Here is a 16,367-nt window from a genome sequence, read left to right on the forward strand (position 1 = left end):
CCCCGGGCGCGTCAGCCCGCGCTTGAGGCGAGGATACGGCGGATCTTGGTCGGGTCACCCCACACGCCCGGCGAGTCGTAGGGCCGGTCCGGGAAGGCTCCGTACTCCAGGGTGATGTCCAGGTTGTTGTCACGGATATAGGCCTCGACGCGCTCGGCCAGGCTCATCGGCTCACCGGTGCAGGCGTTGATGATGCCGTCGACCTCGGTCTGGTCCACGATCGCGGCGATCTGCGTGGCCAGCTCGTCCACGGAGATGAAGTCGTAGCGGTTCTTACCCGTGGTGAAGGGGAAGGTGGCGCGCCCCTCCTCGGCGGCCTCCAGGAGCTTGGAGAAGATCGAGTTGCCGAACTTGTCGTCGCCCACGATGTAGTAGGCGCGGATCCACTGGGCGACGGCGTCGTGTGCCTTGGCCGACAGGAAGGTGGTCTCCCGCAGCGCGTTCTTGGCAATGCCGTAGAGCGAGGCGGGGTTGCACGGGGAGTTCTCGTCGATGGCACCCTCCCAGTAGCCGACCTCATGCATGGTGCCCATGACGGCGAGCTGCTTGAGACCGCCCGCATAGAGGTTCTCAATGAGGTTGACGTGCTTGGCCAGGTCGTCCATGTGGGCGGACGAGGCGTGCTTGAAGCCGTCGCGCCAGGCCATGTGCAGGACGACGTCGGGGCGCCCCATCTGGTCGTAGATGTCGGCGTCCCCGGAGAAGAGGTCCAGGGTAAGCCTCTCCGCCCGCTCGTCGACGCCGTCGAGTCGCAGGTCGAGGGCCTTGACATCCAGGCCACGCTCCAGGAGCGCGGTGACGACGTGGCGACCGATGTAGCCGCCTGCTCCAGTGACGAGAACTGTCTTTGCCATGGTTCTGGATCCTAACAGGTGCGGTTGCGGAGCAATCACTTGGTTCTGCCGCTGATGGACATGAGGAGATCACCGTTGACGGTCGTTCCGTTCTCCGTGGTCGGGAACTGGTCGACCGCGGGATTGATCTCGACGACGGCGCTGCCGCCCTCGGTCAGCTCACTGGTGATCGTGACGGTGTACTTCTCGCCACCGCGCAGGACGAGTCCCTTGGCCGGGAACTCGTGCAGACCCTCGTGGAGGGAGTTCGCCGGCGCCGCGGTCTTGAAGACCCGGGCACCGGAGGCGTCCGTCACCTCGACGTTGACCACCGAGGAGTCGAGCCACTGGATGTCTCCGGCCAGGAAGGCGATATTGAGGGAGCTGACCTCCACGGTGGACGGCAGGGTGATGGTCTCGGAGACGCTGGCCCCGTCGCCGAGGATGTTGACGCTCCCTGCCTGAGGGTTGTCGGTGACCGCTGAGTACGCCACCGGAACGGCCGGCACGAAGTAGGGGATCAGCACCAGCGCGCTGAACGCCGCAGGCATGGTCAGGCGCGACCAGGCCGCAGAACGCGGGACCCGCTCGCCCTGCCCCAGCTTCTCCACCATCTCGGTGCGCGGGAAGTTGATGAAGAGGATCGCCAGGGCGCAGGCGATCATGAAGCCGACGATGAAGGAGCCCTGCCGGCTGATTCCCACGACGTCGAGGAACTGCGCGGGGGTCTCATACCGGGGCTGCGCCGTCGGAGTCATCAGGTGAGGCAGGAGCAGCTGATCGAGGATCGACCGGTTGTACATGGAGAAACCGGTGAAGGTGTACATGAGGAACAACGCGGTTCCTACACCCATCTCAAGAGCAGAGTTGAGCAGCACGTGACGCGGGTTGAGGAAGATGATGAGCACCGCGAAGGGCGAGACCATGACGGCCCAGTAGGGGTTGAGCGGGACGACCGTGGCGAAGACGAGGTAGATGGCCATGCAGATGTAGACCGCGTCGGCCGCCAAAGCCTTCGTCCCCTGAGGGCGGCGCAGGTAGGCGAAGATGACGATCCCGACCATGAACACCACGAAGATCGGAATCATGCTGTTCTGCCACGGGACCCCCACGGCCGTGAGCCTCTGAAGCATGCTGCTCATGAATCCGCCGGTGGACGCCTTGTAGGCCACGTTGCCGTGGTAGATGGCGCGGCACCCGACCAGACCGATGAGCCCGACCACGACCTGGAGGGCCACCACGCGCAGCCGCTTCTCCCTCAGCAGCAGGAGCGGCACGAAGATGAACAGGGCGAAGAGCTTGAGCGTGTTGGCGATCGCGAACCACAGCAGGAACCTGCCCAGCCGGCCGCGCAGGTAGGCGCGCAGTCCCAGCAGGATGAAGACGATCATGATGATGTCGTACTGGACGATGACGAAGACCGGGACGAACAACGTCATCGAGGACAGGAAGAAGAAGGCGACCCACTTGCTGCGCTGCCGGCTGACGCCGAGGTCGCGCGCGATATCCACCAGCACCTTGGCGGCGAGAAGCGCGGCGAGCACCATCATGGTCTTGAGCCACAGCTGTGCCGGCGTCGACAGCAGGTACTGGAAGCCGGTGATCCGGTAGATGATGTAGGTCGGCAGGTTCCACAGCCCGAAGAGCAGGTAGAGCGGAACGTCGTAGACCGCCGGGTGTCCGGTCGAGGTGTGCTCGATCGCGATCCGGTAGAAGTCGCCGATCCTCCCCTGAAGAACCGAGTCCAGGAAGTTGAAGGAGTGCTCGAAGGTGGCTCGCACGTCCCCGTAGAGGAAGAAGGCGTAGGCGCCGAGCAGGATGACGCCCAGCAGCGCCCAGTCCACAAGGCCGGGACGCTCGGTACTGCTCCACCAGGAGCCCAAGCGGCTGTCCACCACGCGCTCGACCAGCCGGCGTCCCTGATCGCTCCTCGTCTCAGTGAGCGCGCGCATCCGCGTGGCGAGGCCGGCGGCGGAGCGGGTCTGCGGCGTGGAGTCGTGATCGGTTTTCTCGGCGTCGTTGTTCTTGACCTGACTCGTTCTGTTCTTCGCGGACTTACCGGACACGAGAGCCTGCCTGTTCATCGGGGTGGTGGACAGTGGTCGCCCCGCCGGAGGCGCCGAGACGCTCCAGGAGGGCTTTGCGGGAGATGAAGTTGTAGATGAGCACGATCGCCGTGGCGAGGATCTTCCCCAGGAAGGGGCTCATGCCGGCGAGGTCGGCGCAGACGTAGAGGATGAGTGTGTTCAAGCCCAGTGCGACAACGTTGAGCAGAACATACAGCGTGAATTCCTTGAGGACACTGACATTCTCCTGCGCCTCGAAGACGTAGCGCCTGGAGAGGATGTAGTTGAGGACCACTGAGGTGGAGAAGGATGTCGCACTGGCGATGAGGTGGGGTACGCCCAGCCCGTACAGCACGGTGAAGAGGCCGAAGTCAACGCTGAAGGAGATGCCGCCGACGACGAGGAAGCGCCCGAACTGCGCAAGGAGGGGACGCAGTTTCTCCTGGAGACCGCTCAAGAGGCGTTCCCGCCGGGGCGTTCCTGCGCGGAGGGACCCGCCTGCGACGACGTCGGGCCGCCTCCGAAGCTCGAAGGACCTTCGGAGGGCCCGAAGTTGAGGCGCTCACCGATGACCACGCGAGGTTTGCTGACGACGCGCCCGTTGATGCTGAGAATGTACTCGCCCAGGATTCCGATGAAGAACAGCTGAATGGAGCCCAGGAAGAACAGGCCCACGGTGCGCGAGGCCTCACCCACTGGATAGGCGTTCCAGTCGATGAGCTTCTTGACCAGGACGAAGGTGGCCAGGCCCAGGCAGATGATGCCGACGAAGGTGGCCACGAAGGTGGCCATGCGCATCAGCAGCTTGGTGGAGCTGGTGATGCCCTGCATGGCGAAGTCGTAGTTGCGCAGGAAGTTGAAGTTCGACTTTCCTCGGGAGGACTGGGCCTGATCGTACTGGACGATCTCGAGCCCGATCCCGTACTCGGCGACCACCGTCTTGAAGTAGGGCTGAATATCGCCGATCTGCCGCAGAACATCGATGAACTCGACGTCGTAGAGCCCGTATCCGGTGAAGCGCGCGATCTGAGGGGTGTCGGCGAACCAGTCGATGAGCTTGTAGTAGAGGTGACGGCATCCCGTCATGATGAAGCCCTCATCAGAGGATCTCCTCTGCCCGATGACGACCTTGGCCCCGGCCTCCCAGCGGGCCACGAACTCCGGGAGGTTCTCCGGAGGGTCCTGGAGGTCGCCGAAGAGCATGAAGGTCGCGTCCCCCGAGCCGTAGGTGAGCGCCGAGAAGACATTCCGGTGAAAACCGAAGTTACGGGCGTTGAAGACCGCCTTCACCCGCTTGTCCTCGCCCGCCAGAGCACGGATCGCGTCGCGGGTGCCGTCCGTCGAGTAGTCATCGACGAAGATGATCTCGTAGTCGTACTGGGGAAGATGCGTGTGAAATACCGAGTTCAGTCGGTCATACATCAACCTGACGCTTTTTTCCTCATTGTAACTGGGGATGACGACGCTGATCTTCTTCATGGACAGGTCAAAGGTCCTCACGTGACTCATTGATCGAGGCAGGGGCTCCAACAGGGGCTCCAGGGGGCATACCCGACCATGCCGGCAGGAGGTGCGGTAAGCACCTCTCGATATGCTAACACCTCGCTCAATCCCCCTTGTCTTCCTCCCGATGGCGGCCGACACCGCGCAGACGCCTGCCGGCACTCGTCGCGGCGCGCGCCAGGCCCGAGGCCCCGCCGGTCAGGTAGCGGTAGGCGGGCTTGAGGGCACTGCCCATGTCGGGGTGGTGGGCGTCGACGTAGGTGCGCACCCGGGCGCCGACTCCGGCTAGCGGTCCGAATCGGGCCTGGAGGAATCTGACCTGCTCATCGGTGTGGGCCGGAAGGTCCGCGGTGACGACTCGATGCTTGTAGGCCAGGGCCCCGTAGAGCCGCCCGGCCCAGACCGGAGTGAGCAGCTCGCGGGGGTGGAAGCCGCTGGACATGGCCGCATAGACGGTCAGCAGCTCGAGCACCTCGGCGGCGCGGGCGCGCCTGAGGCGCTCGGCGGACTGCTCGGCTCCGGCGGCGGCCTGGTCGGTCAGCCGCACGAGCTCCTTGGCCCCTTCACTCAGGGTGCGCAGCGCTTCGGGGCGGGCCATGAACATCGCGCCGGGAGGAGCCACGGGGGCGAGCGGATCCAGCTCGACGCTCAGGCCGAGCCGCCGGGACAGGGCCTTGGCGGCGCCGGCCAGCCCGTCCCACGTGGGTCCTCCATGAGCCTGCCCGATGTGGCCGGCGACGGGCATGGCCACGCCGAGGCCGGGGTGACGCGCAAAGAGGTCGATGAGGCCGGCCGTGTACCCCGGCGAGTCCAGCAGGCAGTCGAGCGCCTGCCGGTGGGCGACGTCGTCGGCCCGCGTACCGGGGCCGGCCGGGGGCCCCACGGTGATCCGCAGGACCAGGGGGCCATCGTCACCACTCTCGTCACCGTCGTCGCCGCCGGCGGCGCGTCCGGGATCCCAGAGGTCGTCGCACTGGGTGAGGAAGGCGATCGTGCCCCGCGGGTCGAGGTCGCGCACCAAGCGGAAGGACACATCCCCTTCCCCGTGCGCTGAGTCCTCCTGTGTGTCCTCCTGGCTGGGACGGCGGCCGGCGACCCGCTCCAGGTCGGCGGCATCCAGCCGTTCGGGCGAGGTGACGACGACCCGCCAGTGCGCCGGCAGGCTCGCCAGGCGCTGGGCCAGGCCATCGGCCTCGGCGCGCTCGAGCGCCTCCCTCCCGGCCGGGACGTGGACGACGGCGCAACCCGAGGGCCGCTGCGCAGGCGAGTTCGCCTCGACGTCGGCCCCCGCGTCCCCGGGGACGCAGCCGGTCACGACCTCGGTGAGGCCGGCATTGACGATGAGGTCTCGGGCGGTTGCGGTGTGGACGACGTCGGACAGAATGAGGTCCTCGCTGTAGCCGGCTTCGACGGCGGCCTCCAGCAGCTCCCCGCCGACGACGGCCTGGCGGTCCTGGTGGAGCGGGTCGTGGAAGAGGGCGCGGCGCTTGAGCAGGGGGCAGCCGTCGGCCAGCAGCGCTGGGGCCTCCTCGATGGCCGGGTTCTCCGAGCGGTAGCGGTCCACGGGGAAGGCGACCTGCCAGGTGTGGCCGAGCTCGGAGAAGTGGCCGGTGAAGCGCGACTCGTGCCACTGGATGGAGTCGCGGTAGGAGGTGACCGGCGGCATCTGCTCCCAGTACTCCCGGAAGGCCGGGTCCGTCAGGAGCCTGCGGCGCACCGCGATCCAGTGGGACTGGAGGTGGCGGGGCAGCTCGCGCTGGGCGAGGAAGGGGTGGGGGCGCATGGTGGCGTGCTCGGTCATACCCCAGAAGGAGATATCGCCCCAGTTCGCGGCGCGGGCAAGGACCTCCTCCCAGGGCCGCAGCGGCGCGTAGTAGGTGTGGTTGGTCAGGATGAGCTCGTCGAAGTCGGCGAGCCGCTCCCAGCCCAGGTGCTCCAGGCCTGCTCGGTAGGCGCCGGCGTCGAGTCCCTCATTGGGGCGCTGAAGGATCTCATCGCAGCAGGTCGCCAAGCGGGCGCGGTCTGCCTCGCTGATGGGTGAGTTGGAGACCAGCAGGATGTGGTCGGCGTGGGGCCGCAGGGAGCTGAGTGCGGCGACGACGTAGTCGCGGACCTGATGATGAGGATCGAAGTGGAAGTAGACGAGTCCTCGGTTCATGTGGAGGTCCTTCCCGGCAGGTGGTCGATGAAGGCGGCTGGTAAGGAAGCGGTGAGGCGGCCAGTGTCTCATGAGCTGTCTCATGCACTTCTGGCCGCCTCGCCGCTCCCCCGGTGCGGAATGTCAGCGGATGGTCACCTTCCCGTTGGGCGCCACGGAGATGCTGCCCTTCTCAAAGGTCTGGGTCATGGTGCCGTCGGCCTGGCGCACTGCGCGTCCGGTGGGCAGCCCCACCTTGGAGTGCTCCCAGCCGGAGGCCGCCCAGGCGTTGAGGATCGAGCCGTGGATGAAGCTGACCCGGCCCCCGGGGCGCCAGTAGGCGATGCCGCCTTCGAAGATCTGGTGACGGCTGCCGCCGACTCCCGCCACGCCAGCACTGCGCGGGTAGCCCATGGACCCGGTCTGATAGCCGTAAGCGCCCCAGGCACTGAGCACCGGCTCACCCACGAACTGCGCACCGGTCGCCGGGCTCCAGTAAGCCACCCCGCGCTCAAAGCGCTGGAACACCCCACCCTTGGTGGAGGCGGTCTCGTTGGAGGTGGGAAGCCCCAACCAGGAGCGTTCCCAGCCGGCAGCACCCCAGCCCGTCAGGATCGGACCACGGATGAAGCTGACCCGGCCCCCGGGGCGCCAGTAGGCGATGCCGCCTTCGAAGATCTGGTGACGGCTGCCGCCGACTCCCGCCACGCCACCGCTGCGCGGGTAGCCCATGGACCCGGTCTGATAGCCGTAAGCGCCCCAGGCACTGAGCACCGGCTCACCCACGAACTGCGCACCGGTCGCCGGGCTCCAGTAGCCCACCCCATGCTCGAAGCGCTGGAACACCCCACCCTTGGCAGAGGCCTGGACGCCGGAGGTGGCCGCTCCGATCCAGCCGTTGGCGCCCAGCGCACCGCGCAGAGCGACGGCTCCCGGATGGTCCTGGGGCACGGTCGACGACGCACTACTGCTTCCTCCCTGCGGGGAGGAGCCCTGCGCCTTGGCGATGGCGCGGATGGCACCGAGCTTGGAGTAGCCGACGTTGCCGGGGCAGGTGGTGTAGCCGACGTCGCGGTGCCCGAGGATGCGGGGCATGGAGATAGTGGAGCCGGCCTGGTAGCGCTCGGTGGTCCACACGTGCAGGCCCGCCCAGCCGGTGGCATCGGAGATGCCGGCTCGTTTGAGGAACCATCCGGCCATCTTGCCCACGGAGCTCAGTTGGGCATCCGAGGGGGACACCGTGCTGTAGTCCCCCATCATGGAGATGCCCATGGTGCCGGTGTTGACGCCGCGGGCGTGCGCCCCGATGCTCATCCTGCCGGCCGGTGCCGCCACGGAGCCGGAGCGCCCCTCGAAGACGGTGCCGAACTTGTCGACGAGGAAGTTGTAGCCGATGTCGCCCCAGTCCAGGACGACCGCGTGGTAGTAGTAGATGCCCCGCACGATGGAGGCGGACTGGCCTGCTGAGTAGCTGTTGGTGCCTGCGGTGTGGTGGACGACGACGTGGCCGGCTCTCGCGTACTCGGGATCCCAGCTCATGTAGGAGGCATTGGCCCCCCACTCGGCCCGGGTGGTCACCGCGACCGGCAAGCCATTGGCGGTCGTCGCAGCCGGTGCGACGACAGGCACAGCGGCTGGTGCAGCAAACGATGCTGCGGCCGGCCGGGCGACCGGCGCGGGGCTCGCGGGCAGCGTCATGGCGACCGGATCCACCTGAGTGCCCTGGTTCTCAGTGGCGGAGGCATCCTCGATGACGGGGGTCGGTGCGGCCTGGGTGGTCGTGAGGTCGTCTGCACCGAGGACCTCCTCGCCCTGCGGGCGGGAGGGGACCAGGGCCAGCTTGAGCCCGGCGGGAAGCGAGCTGCCGACGACGGAGGCCTGGATCGCGTCGGCCCCGCCGGTGACGAACTCCCCCGTGCCGGGGGTGGCGCGGTCGTCGCGGCCGGAGTCGGCCGCCTCACTCAGGTACCAGGGCGACCAGCTCCCGTTCTCCCGCACGCGCAGGTAGATGCGTACGCCGTCGGGCAGGTCGGCGCCGCCGGTCCAGGTGAAGCCGGCGACGAAGAAGCGGTCGACCTCGAGGGGGTCGGTGAGCAAGGCGGCGTCCGCCTGCGGATCCGTGGCGGCCGGCAGGATCGACGGGACCGGCGCGTCGGCTGCGCCCGTGGCCTGAGCGAGGGTGGGCACGGTGGCGGTTGCGCCGAGCACCGCCGCCGCACTCGCCGAGGTGGCATCGGCCGAGCCGGAGCCCTGCCCCGTCGAGGCTCGAGCGTCGTCGAGCCCCGACTGCGCAACCTCGGTGGCCTGCCCGCTAGCGGTGGTCAGGTCGAGGATCTGTACCGGAGCGGGGACCTCGCCCTGACCACCGGAGTCGCCGGCGCCTGGAGCGGCGCCGGCCACGGGCACCAGGCTGGACAGGAGCAGTGAGGACAGGGCGATGAGCCCGGCGGAGCGGCACGCGTGTGCGCGGGCGCTGAGACCACCGGCATGGCCACAGAGGCGATGGCCGCCGCGGGGGGCGATGCGGCCAAGAGCGCGAGGGACGTTCATGGGGTTCCTTTGAGGTGATACCGACGGGCGTCCATCAGGCCTCACCATCACAACCGACGACGCGCTCCCTCGAGAGGCACGAAATCTAATTTCTGAGCGATTTCCAAGAGATTACTGATAGTTTACTGAATGTCACGGAGGGTCCTTGACGGCGCCGGCTGCATCGGCACCCAGAATCCCGGAGACCGCCAACCCACCCCACACCTTTTCTTGAGGCTCCGCGGTTTTACCGGTTCACGGCACGTCTATTGCAATCCGGTCTCACCACCCCAGGACCCTCGGTCCGACTGCGTCGGCCCGGAAGTCGCGATCTGCAGCCGCCCGTGAGCTCGAGCGCACTCCTGTGGCATGATGGCGTCGGCCATGATGGGCGCTCAGCGCCCGCAGTTCCCACGTATCGGAGCGAGTTCTATGCACGTCCTCATCACCGGAGGCGCCGGCTTCATCGGCGCCAACTTCGTCCACCAGACCCTGGTGCGCCACCCCGACGCCACCGTCACCGTCCTGGACAAGCTCACCTACGCCGGGAACAAGGGCTCACTGGCGGACCTGGGCGACCGCGTCACGCTCGTCGTCGGGGACATCGCCGACGCCGACGTCGTCGACCCGCTCGTCGCCCAGGCCGACGTCGTCGTCCACTTCGCGGCCGAGTCTCACAACGACAACTCGCTGCGCGACCCCTCCCCCTTCATCCAGACCAACCTCGTGGGCACCTTCACCCTCCTGGAGGCGGTGCGCCGCCACAAGGTGCGCTTCCACCACATCTCCACCGACGAGGTCTACGGGGACCTGGAGCTGGACGACCCGGCGAAGTTCGAGCCGACGACGCCCTACAACCCCTCCTCCCCCTACTCCTCGTCCAAGGCCGGAAGCGACCTGCTCGTGCGCGCCTGGGTGCGCTCCTTCGGCGTGGAGGCCACGATCTCCAACTGCTCGAACAACTACGGGCCCTACCAGCACATCGAGAAGTTCATCCCGCGTCAGATCACCAACCTCATCGACGGCGTGCGCCCCAAGCTCTACGGCGCCGGCGAGAACGTGCGCGACTGGATCCACGTCCTGGACCACAACGACGCCGTGTGGGACATCATCGAGAAGGGCCGCATCGGCGAGACCTACCTCATCGGCGCCGACGGCGAGAAGAACAACAAGGAGGTCGTCGAGCTGATCCTGGAGCTCATGGGCCACGCTCCCGACGACTACGAGCACGTCGCCGACCGCCCTGGTCACGACATGCGCTACGCCATCGACAACTCCAAGCTGGTCCAGGAGCTCGGCTGGGCGCCGAAGTTCACCGACTTCCGCTCCGGTCTGCAGGCCACCATCGACTGGTACCGGGACAACGAGGCCTGGTGGCGCCCGCTCAAGGCCGAGGTCGAGGCGAAGTACGCCGCCCAGGGGCAGTGACCGGGCAGCGCCGCCATCGAGCCGCCATCGATAAGCCGTGACGTGTGGGGTCCCCGCGGGGGCCCCACACGCGTTTCCGCCCTCCGTCCCGCCTCCCAATCCGGCCACCACGGCCCGCTCACAGCACGCCAAGGAGGCCGAGGTCATCCCGGTGCAGATGGCCGGTTACACCCTGACCCACGACGCCGACAGCCTGCCACCCGCCAGCCGGGAGGCACGAATGCACGTGAGACACGTTCTCGCCGCCATCGAGAAGAAGGGAGAGACGGAGACATGAGTACAGCCATCGACACTGCAAGGTACAGCTTCCGCGTGACGTGGTCAGCGGAGGATGACGAGTTCGTTGCCACCTGCGTCGAGTTTCCTTCACTCTCCTGGCTGGACGGAACCCCTGAGCTGGCCTTGTCTGGTTTACGCAACCTTGTCAGCGAGGTGGTCGCCGACCTCCTCGCGTCGGGGGAAGCGGTGCCAGAGCCTCTATCGACTCGTCACTACTCGGGTAAGTTCCAGCTGCGCCTCGGCGAGGACCTGCACCGACGTCTGGCCATGGAAGCAGCAGAGCAGTCCACCAGCTTGAATCAGTACGTCGTGCGAAAGCTGGCCTCAGTCTCCTGACTCAGGATCGTGAAGTAAGCCCCCTCAGTCACAGGCGGTGATGCGCCACAGTGAGGTGCTGCCCTGGGAGTCGATGAGCTCGAGCCCCTCGCTGGGGATCCGGGTCAGCGGGGCGTCCCAGCGCAGGGGGGCTGCTCCTGCCACAGAGCCCGCGGCCGTGGCGTCCGAGCTGCTGTAGAAGTAGCGCACCCCCAGCCGGTTGAGGAGCGCGCAGGTCCGCGAGCCCTTCTGCCCCAGGGTGGGCCAGGCAGAGGGCAGGGTCGCACCCGGGGTTCCAGGTGCTGTCTGGTCACGCGTCGGGTAGACGACGTGGACCCCACCCAAGGACCACAGGTGGGCGGCCCCTCGCGATGGCGCTCCGAGGACGACCGCATCCTGGGGCAGGACGCTCCTCGAGCGCTCAATGAGCGCCAGGGCGTCCTCGGTCAGCAAGGTCCCGTACTTGATGCGCTGCGGGTCGTAGACGGAGGCGACGAGGTTGCGTTCCAGGGGGACCCTTGCCACCACCGGCAGAAGTACAAGCGCTGCCAGCATGGCCACCGCCGCACGCTGCGGCCGGGCCCCGCCGACCCGTGAGGCCAGTCGACGCAGCCACCCCCACAGTCGTCGCCCAGGCCGCCCGGCCCCGGCCTGCACCATGAGGACGAGCACCGGCAGGATGACAAGCGGAAGGATCCGGGCCTTCTGGAGGTACCAGGGCGCCCCGAGCTGACGGCCGGCCCACTGGGGTCCCCCCACGAGGACCACGAGCAGCAGCGACAGGAGCCACATGACGAGCCAGGGGCGCTGATCCCGGTGTGCACGTGCCGACCATGCCGCCGCCAGGGTGAGTCCGCCGAACACGATCCCGACGGGCACGGAGGCCCCCGGGACCGCCCCATACATCGGCAGGTCGATGAGCGCCTGCCCCAGGGTCGCCACGATGCCGCCCACTCCCCCGGCCGGGCGCTGATAGCCCAGGACAGAGGCCAGGGAGGCGCGCATGACCCAGGCCCCCATGGCCAGGACCAGCACGGACGCGACCGCTCCGGCCACCAGGAGGGCGCGGCCGCCCCGCCTGGTGGCGCTGCGACGCCATCGGGAGACGAGGAGGTTGACCAAGAAGGGTGGGCTCAAGACGGCGAGGTTGAACAGGCCGGTGCCGTGCGCCGCCACCACGCCGCCGGCGGCGGCCAGGGCGAGGAGGACCAGTACCAGACGCAGGCGCCACGAGGAGGTTTCCTGACGCAGCAGGTCGTAGAGCACGAGGACGCCGGGAAGCCCCACAACACTCAGGGCGTAGGGCCACACTGCCAAGGCCGTCATGGGCAGCAGTGGGAAGCCCACCACTGCGGCGCTGAGCGCGAGCACAACGGCGACCGCGCAGGTCCGTTGCCTGCGGCGGGCTCGGTCCGTCTCCGAGGCCCGGGCGGCGTCAAGACCTGCGGCCCGGGCGAGCAACCCCAACAGGCTCAGCGGCCAGACCACCGCGGTGAGGGCCAGCACCCCCGCGGTACTGACCGGGGCCGGGCTGCCCGGTGCCAGCGCCACCACCCCGTGCCAGACCGTGGGGTAGTAGACGGCGCGACCGGAGTAGAGGGCGGACAGGCCCCCCAGCATGGAGGCGTTGCCGCCCTCACGGATGGCCGCCACCGCGTTGAGGTGGAAGGTGGCGTCGAAGACCTGCGCCGGGTAGCCGGGCCCCGGCAGGACGGACAGAATCACCCCGGCCGGCACGGCAACGGCCACGGTCAGGCCTGCAGCCAGGATCACCCGCTCGTCCCGGCCCTGCGACGCCGCTCGTCGCGCACGCTCCGGCGGAGCACCGACGATCAGACGTGCCATCAACGCCAAGACCGCCGTCAGGCCGGCGATCACCGCCCACCCCCAGGGGAGCCAGGGCAACGCGAGGGTGTGGGCGAGGATCTCCGCCGCCGCGATAATCGCCGAGCCGAGCGCGGGAGCCACCGCCAGCGACGGCAGTGCGGCAAGGCGCGCCGAGCGTCCCACGATCCAGCCGGGCACCAGGAGCAGCCCGGCCACGACGAGCGTGGCGGCCGTCAGAATCCAGCCGGAGTCTCCGGACAGCCCCGCCGCCACGCTCGCAGTCATTCCTCCTGCCGACCTCAGAGCGCCTGCGGGGTCACTCGCCTCCGCCGATAGTCAGGCGCGGCACACCGGTCCACTTGGCGGCGTCGGTGGCGCGGCGCCCGTCCAGCAGGAGGCGCAGCCCGGGCAGGTCGGCGGCGGAGAGCTCGCCGTACTCGGGGTGGTCGGCCTGGACGATGGCGACGTCGACCTGCTCCCCCAGGTGGTAGGGGGTCCAGCCGAAACCGGCCAGCTCCTCGTCGGTGTACATGGGGTCGTGGACGAGGACCTCGGCGCCGGCCTCGCGCAGGGCCTCCACGGTGGGGAAGACCCCGGAGAAGGCGGTCTCCTTGACCTTGCCGCGGTAGGAGGCCCCCAGCACGACGACGCGCAGGCCCTTGAGCGAGCCGAGCACCTCGGTGGCCCGACCCACCACGTAGGCGGGCATCGTGGCGTTGAAGGTGCGGGCGGTGCGCACCACGGAGGCGTCGGGGTCGGTGGACAGGTACAGGCGCGGGTAGACCGGGATGCAGTGCCCGCCCACCGCGATGCCGGGGCGGTGGATGTGGGAGTAGGGCTGGGAGTTGCAGGCCTCGATGACGCGCTCGATGTCGAAGCCGGCCTTGTCGGCGTAGACGGCGAACTGGTTGGCCAGGCCGATGTTGACGTCGCGGTAGGTGGTCTCGGCGAGCTTGGCCATCTCGGCGGCCTCGGCGGTGCCCATGTCCCACACGCCGTTGGGGCGGGGCAGGTCGTCGCGCTCATCGAAGTCGAGGACGGACTCGTAGAAGGCGATGCCGGCCTGGGTGCCGGCCTCGTCCAGACCACCCACGAGCTTGGGGTAGCGGCGCAGGTCGGCGAAGACGCGGCCGGTGAGGACCCGCTCGGGGCTGAAGACGAGGTGGAAGTCGGTCCCCTCCTTCAGGCCGCTGATCTCCTCGATCATGGGCTTGAAGCGGCCCCGCAGCGTGCCCACGGGCAGGGTGGTCTCGTAGGAGATGAGGGTGTTGGGGGTCAGGTGGGCGGCCAGGGAGCGGGTGGCGTCGTCCATCCAGGCGAAGTCCGGCTCCCAGGTGGCGTCGTTGACGAAGAGCGGCACGACCAGGACGATGGCGTCGGCCTCGGGGATGGCCTCAGCGTAGTCGGTGGTGGCGCGCAGGGCGCCGTTGCCGGTGGCGGGGCTCAGGGCGGCGAGCTTCTCGGCCAGGTGGGCCTCGCCGGGGAAGGGCTCGGTTCCAGCGTTGACGGCCTCGACGACGGCGGGGTTGACGTCGACTCCGACGACCTCGTGGCCCTTGTCTGCGTACTGGACGGCCAGAGGCAGTCCGATCTTGCCCAGGGCGACGACGGCGATGCGCATACGGGTTGGTCCTTCCGACGGATCAGGCTGAGGCTCAGGTTGATGCTCAGGTGGCGGCTCGGGTAGCAGCCCTCCGTATGATACGGCGCTTACCATGTCCACATGCACGACTTGGACCACACGGACCGCACGGACACGTCCCCTTCCGGATACCGCCTTCACCTGACGTCTCCGACGTGGACGCACGGTCCCGCAGGCGCTGTGCCCCCAGCGTCCGCAGCGTCCCCAGTGTCCTCAGCGCCCCAGTACCACCTGTGGCGACCGCTGCCGCCCGGGTCCGGTGACCTGGAGTCCCTGCGGCGCGAGCGGCCCGAGCGGCGCACGGGGGCCTGGACACTCATCGAGGCCGACGACGGCCTCGTGCGCCTGAGCACGGACCGCACCCGTTCCCACCACCTGTTGTTCACCCGCGCGGGCGACACCTGGGTCATCAGCGACGACCCTGAGGAGCTGCACCGACACGCCCCGGCCTGGGTGCGCGACGAGGAGGCCGCCGAGGTCTTCCTGCACGCCGGCTTCACCCCCGGGACGCGGACACTGGCCCACGAGGTCTACGCCACTCCGGCCGGATCGGTGGTGGAGCTGCGCCCCGACGGCACCTGGAGCAGCCACTCGTGGGAGACCTACCGGTACGCCGCTGACCCGATCACCTCCCCAGAGGAGTTCGCGGCCGTCTTCCGCAGCGCGCTCGACACCGCGGTCGAGCGCGTCCTTCAGGAGATCGACGGCCGCCAGATCCTCGTTCCCCTCTCCGGTGGGCTGGACTCCCGGCTGCTGGCCGTCTGGCTCAAGCGCCACGGGGCCCGCGACGTGGTGACCTTCACCTACGGGGTGCCGGGCAGCTCTGAGGTCGCCATCTCCCGGGGCGTGGCCGAGGCGCTCGAGTTGGACTGGTTCACGGTCGACCTGGACCCCGCCGAGGTGGCTCGCAGCTGGGCCGGGCCCAACGGCGTCGACTTCCAGAGGCGCACCTGGGGCCTGACCTCGCTGCCGCACGTCCAGGACTGGTACGCCCTGCTCCAGATGCGCCGCCAGGCCCTGATCGACACCGATGCGGTGTTCCTGCCCGGCCACACGATCGTCGGCAACATGCATGACGAGCACCTGCTCGAGGGCAGCCCCTCACGCAACGAGGTACTCACCACCGTGGCCCGCCACCACTCGCTGCTTCAGGGGGACCGCGATGCGTGGCGCCACCTGCCCCTGCTGCGCCGAGCCGTGGTGCAGGGAGCCCAGGAGGTCTCCTTCCCGACCAACCCGGGCGAGGACCTTCCTGGAGGCGGGCGCTGCGTCCAGGAGCTCCTGGAGTGGGTCAACCTCCAGGAACGTCAGGCCAAGTACATCAACGAGTCCTTCAAGGCCTACGAGGCCTTCGGATACGGCTGGGCGCTGCCGATGCTCGACACCGAGATGTGGCGCGCCTGGCTGCGGGGATCGGAGGAGCTGACCGCCACTCGCGACTGGTACGCGCAGTTCACGGCGGAGGTCTACGGCGAGGCGACGGGCACTGCCTCCCAGCTCTTCGAGGCGCCGGCCGCGCGGATCCCGGCTGGGCCGCGACGAGCGCTCATGGCGGCGCTGACCGTCACCGGAACCCGCACGGCGCTGTCCCGAGCGGTCTCCATGCGCACCATGCTGCACCACCCCATGGCCTTCGAGGCCTTCAACGCCCCCATGCCCTACACCGAGCAGATCCTGCGCATGGCCAGGGGGGCCACCTCGACGGGCCTGTGGACGCAGCTGTTCCTGGACGGGACCTGGGGCGCCGAGCCCGTCGCCCCCACGAGCTGAGAGCTCTGAGAGCTCATAGGCCCCGATACGGGCGCCGT

At 68.6% G+C, this 16,367-nt stretch carries 11 protein-coding genes; 3 read left to right on the forward strand and 8 right to left on the reverse strand.

What is annotated here, in order from left to right; translation table 11 throughout:
* Positions 1–11 precede the first annotated feature (11 nt).
* From HMPREF9058_RS10475 to HMPREF9058_RS10500, 6 genes are all read right to left on the reverse strand, one after another.
* Positions 12–854, reverse strand: a complete 843-nt coding sequence (locus tag HMPREF9058_RS10475) for an NAD(P)-dependent oxidoreductase (protein WP_009407096.1) — start codon at positions 852–854, stop codon at positions 12–14.
* A 35-nt stretch (positions 855–889) separates the two neighbouring features.
* Positions 890–2,899: a membrane protein gene (locus HMPREF9058_RS10480; protein WP_009747784.1), complete on the reverse strand. Its 2,010-nt coding sequence runs from the start codon at positions 2,897–2,899 to the stop codon at positions 890–892.
* Positions 2,889–3,356, reverse strand: coding sequence for a GtrA family protein (locus tag HMPREF9058_RS10485; protein ID WP_009747909.1), 468 nt, complete (start codon positions 3,354–3,356; stop codon positions 2,889–2,891). The genes HMPREF9058_RS10480 and HMPREF9058_RS10485 overlap by 11 nt, the downstream gene beginning before the upstream one ends.
* Positions 3,353–4,399 carry a glycosyltransferase family 2 protein gene (locus HMPREF9058_RS10490; protein WP_009747802.1) on the reverse strand — a complete coding sequence of 349 codons (1,047 nt, stop codon included), beginning with the start codon at positions 4,397–4,399 and terminating at the stop codon, positions 3,353–3,355. Before HMPREF9058_RS10490 ends, HMPREF9058_RS10485 begins: the two co-directional genes overlap by 4 nt.
* A 106-nt stretch (positions 4,400–4,505) precedes the next feature.
* A complete protein-coding gene (locus HMPREF9058_RS10495) occupies positions 4,506–6,560 on the reverse strand; it encodes a rhamnan synthesis F family protein (protein ID WP_009747894.1) in 2,055 nt (684 codons plus the stop codon).
* A 123-nt stretch (positions 6,561–6,683) separates the two neighbouring features.
* The gene (locus tag HMPREF9058_RS10500) at positions 6,684–9,089 is read right to left on the reverse strand and encodes an N-acetylmuramoyl-L-alanine amidase (protein ID WP_009407369.1); all 2,406 of its coding nucleotides are present in this window, start codon (positions 9,087–9,089) and stop codon (positions 6,684–6,686) included.
* Between the two features lie 411 nt (positions 9,090–9,500).
* On the opposite strand from HMPREF9058_RS10500, the gene rfbB reads away from it, so the two are divergent.
* A complete protein-coding gene (rfbB, locus tag HMPREF9058_RS10505; protein WP_009407221.1) occupies positions 9,501–10,496 on the forward strand; it encodes a dTDP-glucose 4,6-dehydratase in 996 nt (331 codons plus the stop codon).
* A gap of 273 nt (positions 10,497–10,769) precedes the next feature.
* On the forward strand, positions 10,770–11,111 hold the full coding sequence (locus tag HMPREF9058_RS10510; RefSeq protein WP_043538171.1) for a type II toxin-antitoxin system HicB family antitoxin: 342 nt from the start codon (positions 10,770–10,772) through the stop codon (positions 11,109–11,111).
* A 24-nt stretch (positions 11,112–11,135) separates the two neighbouring features.
* On the opposite strand, the gene HMPREF9058_RS10515 is transcribed toward HMPREF9058_RS10510, so the two are convergent.
* Both HMPREF9058_RS10515 and HMPREF9058_RS10520 read right to left on the reverse strand, forming a co-directional pair.
* Positions 11,136–13,202: a DUF6541 family protein gene (locus HMPREF9058_RS10515; RefSeq protein ID WP_009747914.1), complete on the reverse strand. Its 2,067-nt coding sequence runs from the start codon at positions 13,200–13,202 to the stop codon at positions 11,136–11,138.
* Between the two features lie 31 nt (positions 13,203–13,233).
* On the reverse strand, positions 13,234–14,538 hold the full coding sequence (locus tag HMPREF9058_RS10520) for a nucleotide sugar dehydrogenase (RefSeq protein ID WP_009747871.1): 1,305 nt from the start codon (positions 14,536–14,538) through the stop codon (positions 13,234–13,236).
* Between the two features lie 228 nt (positions 14,539–14,766).
* Here HMPREF9058_RS10520 and HMPREF9058_RS10525 point away from each other — a divergent pair, with 228 nt between their 5' ends.
* Positions 14,767–16,329, forward strand: coding sequence for an asparagine synthase-related protein (locus HMPREF9058_RS10525; RefSeq protein ID WP_009407395.1), 1,563 nt, complete (start codon positions 14,767–14,769; stop codon positions 16,327–16,329).
* Positions 16,330–16,367 lie beyond the last annotated feature (38 nt).

It is taken from the genome of Actinomyces sp. oral taxon 175 str. F0384 (genome assembly GCF_000223355.1).
Classification (GTDB): Bacteria; Actinomycetota; Actinomycetes; order Actinomycetales; family Actinomycetaceae; genus Actinomyces; species Actinomyces oris.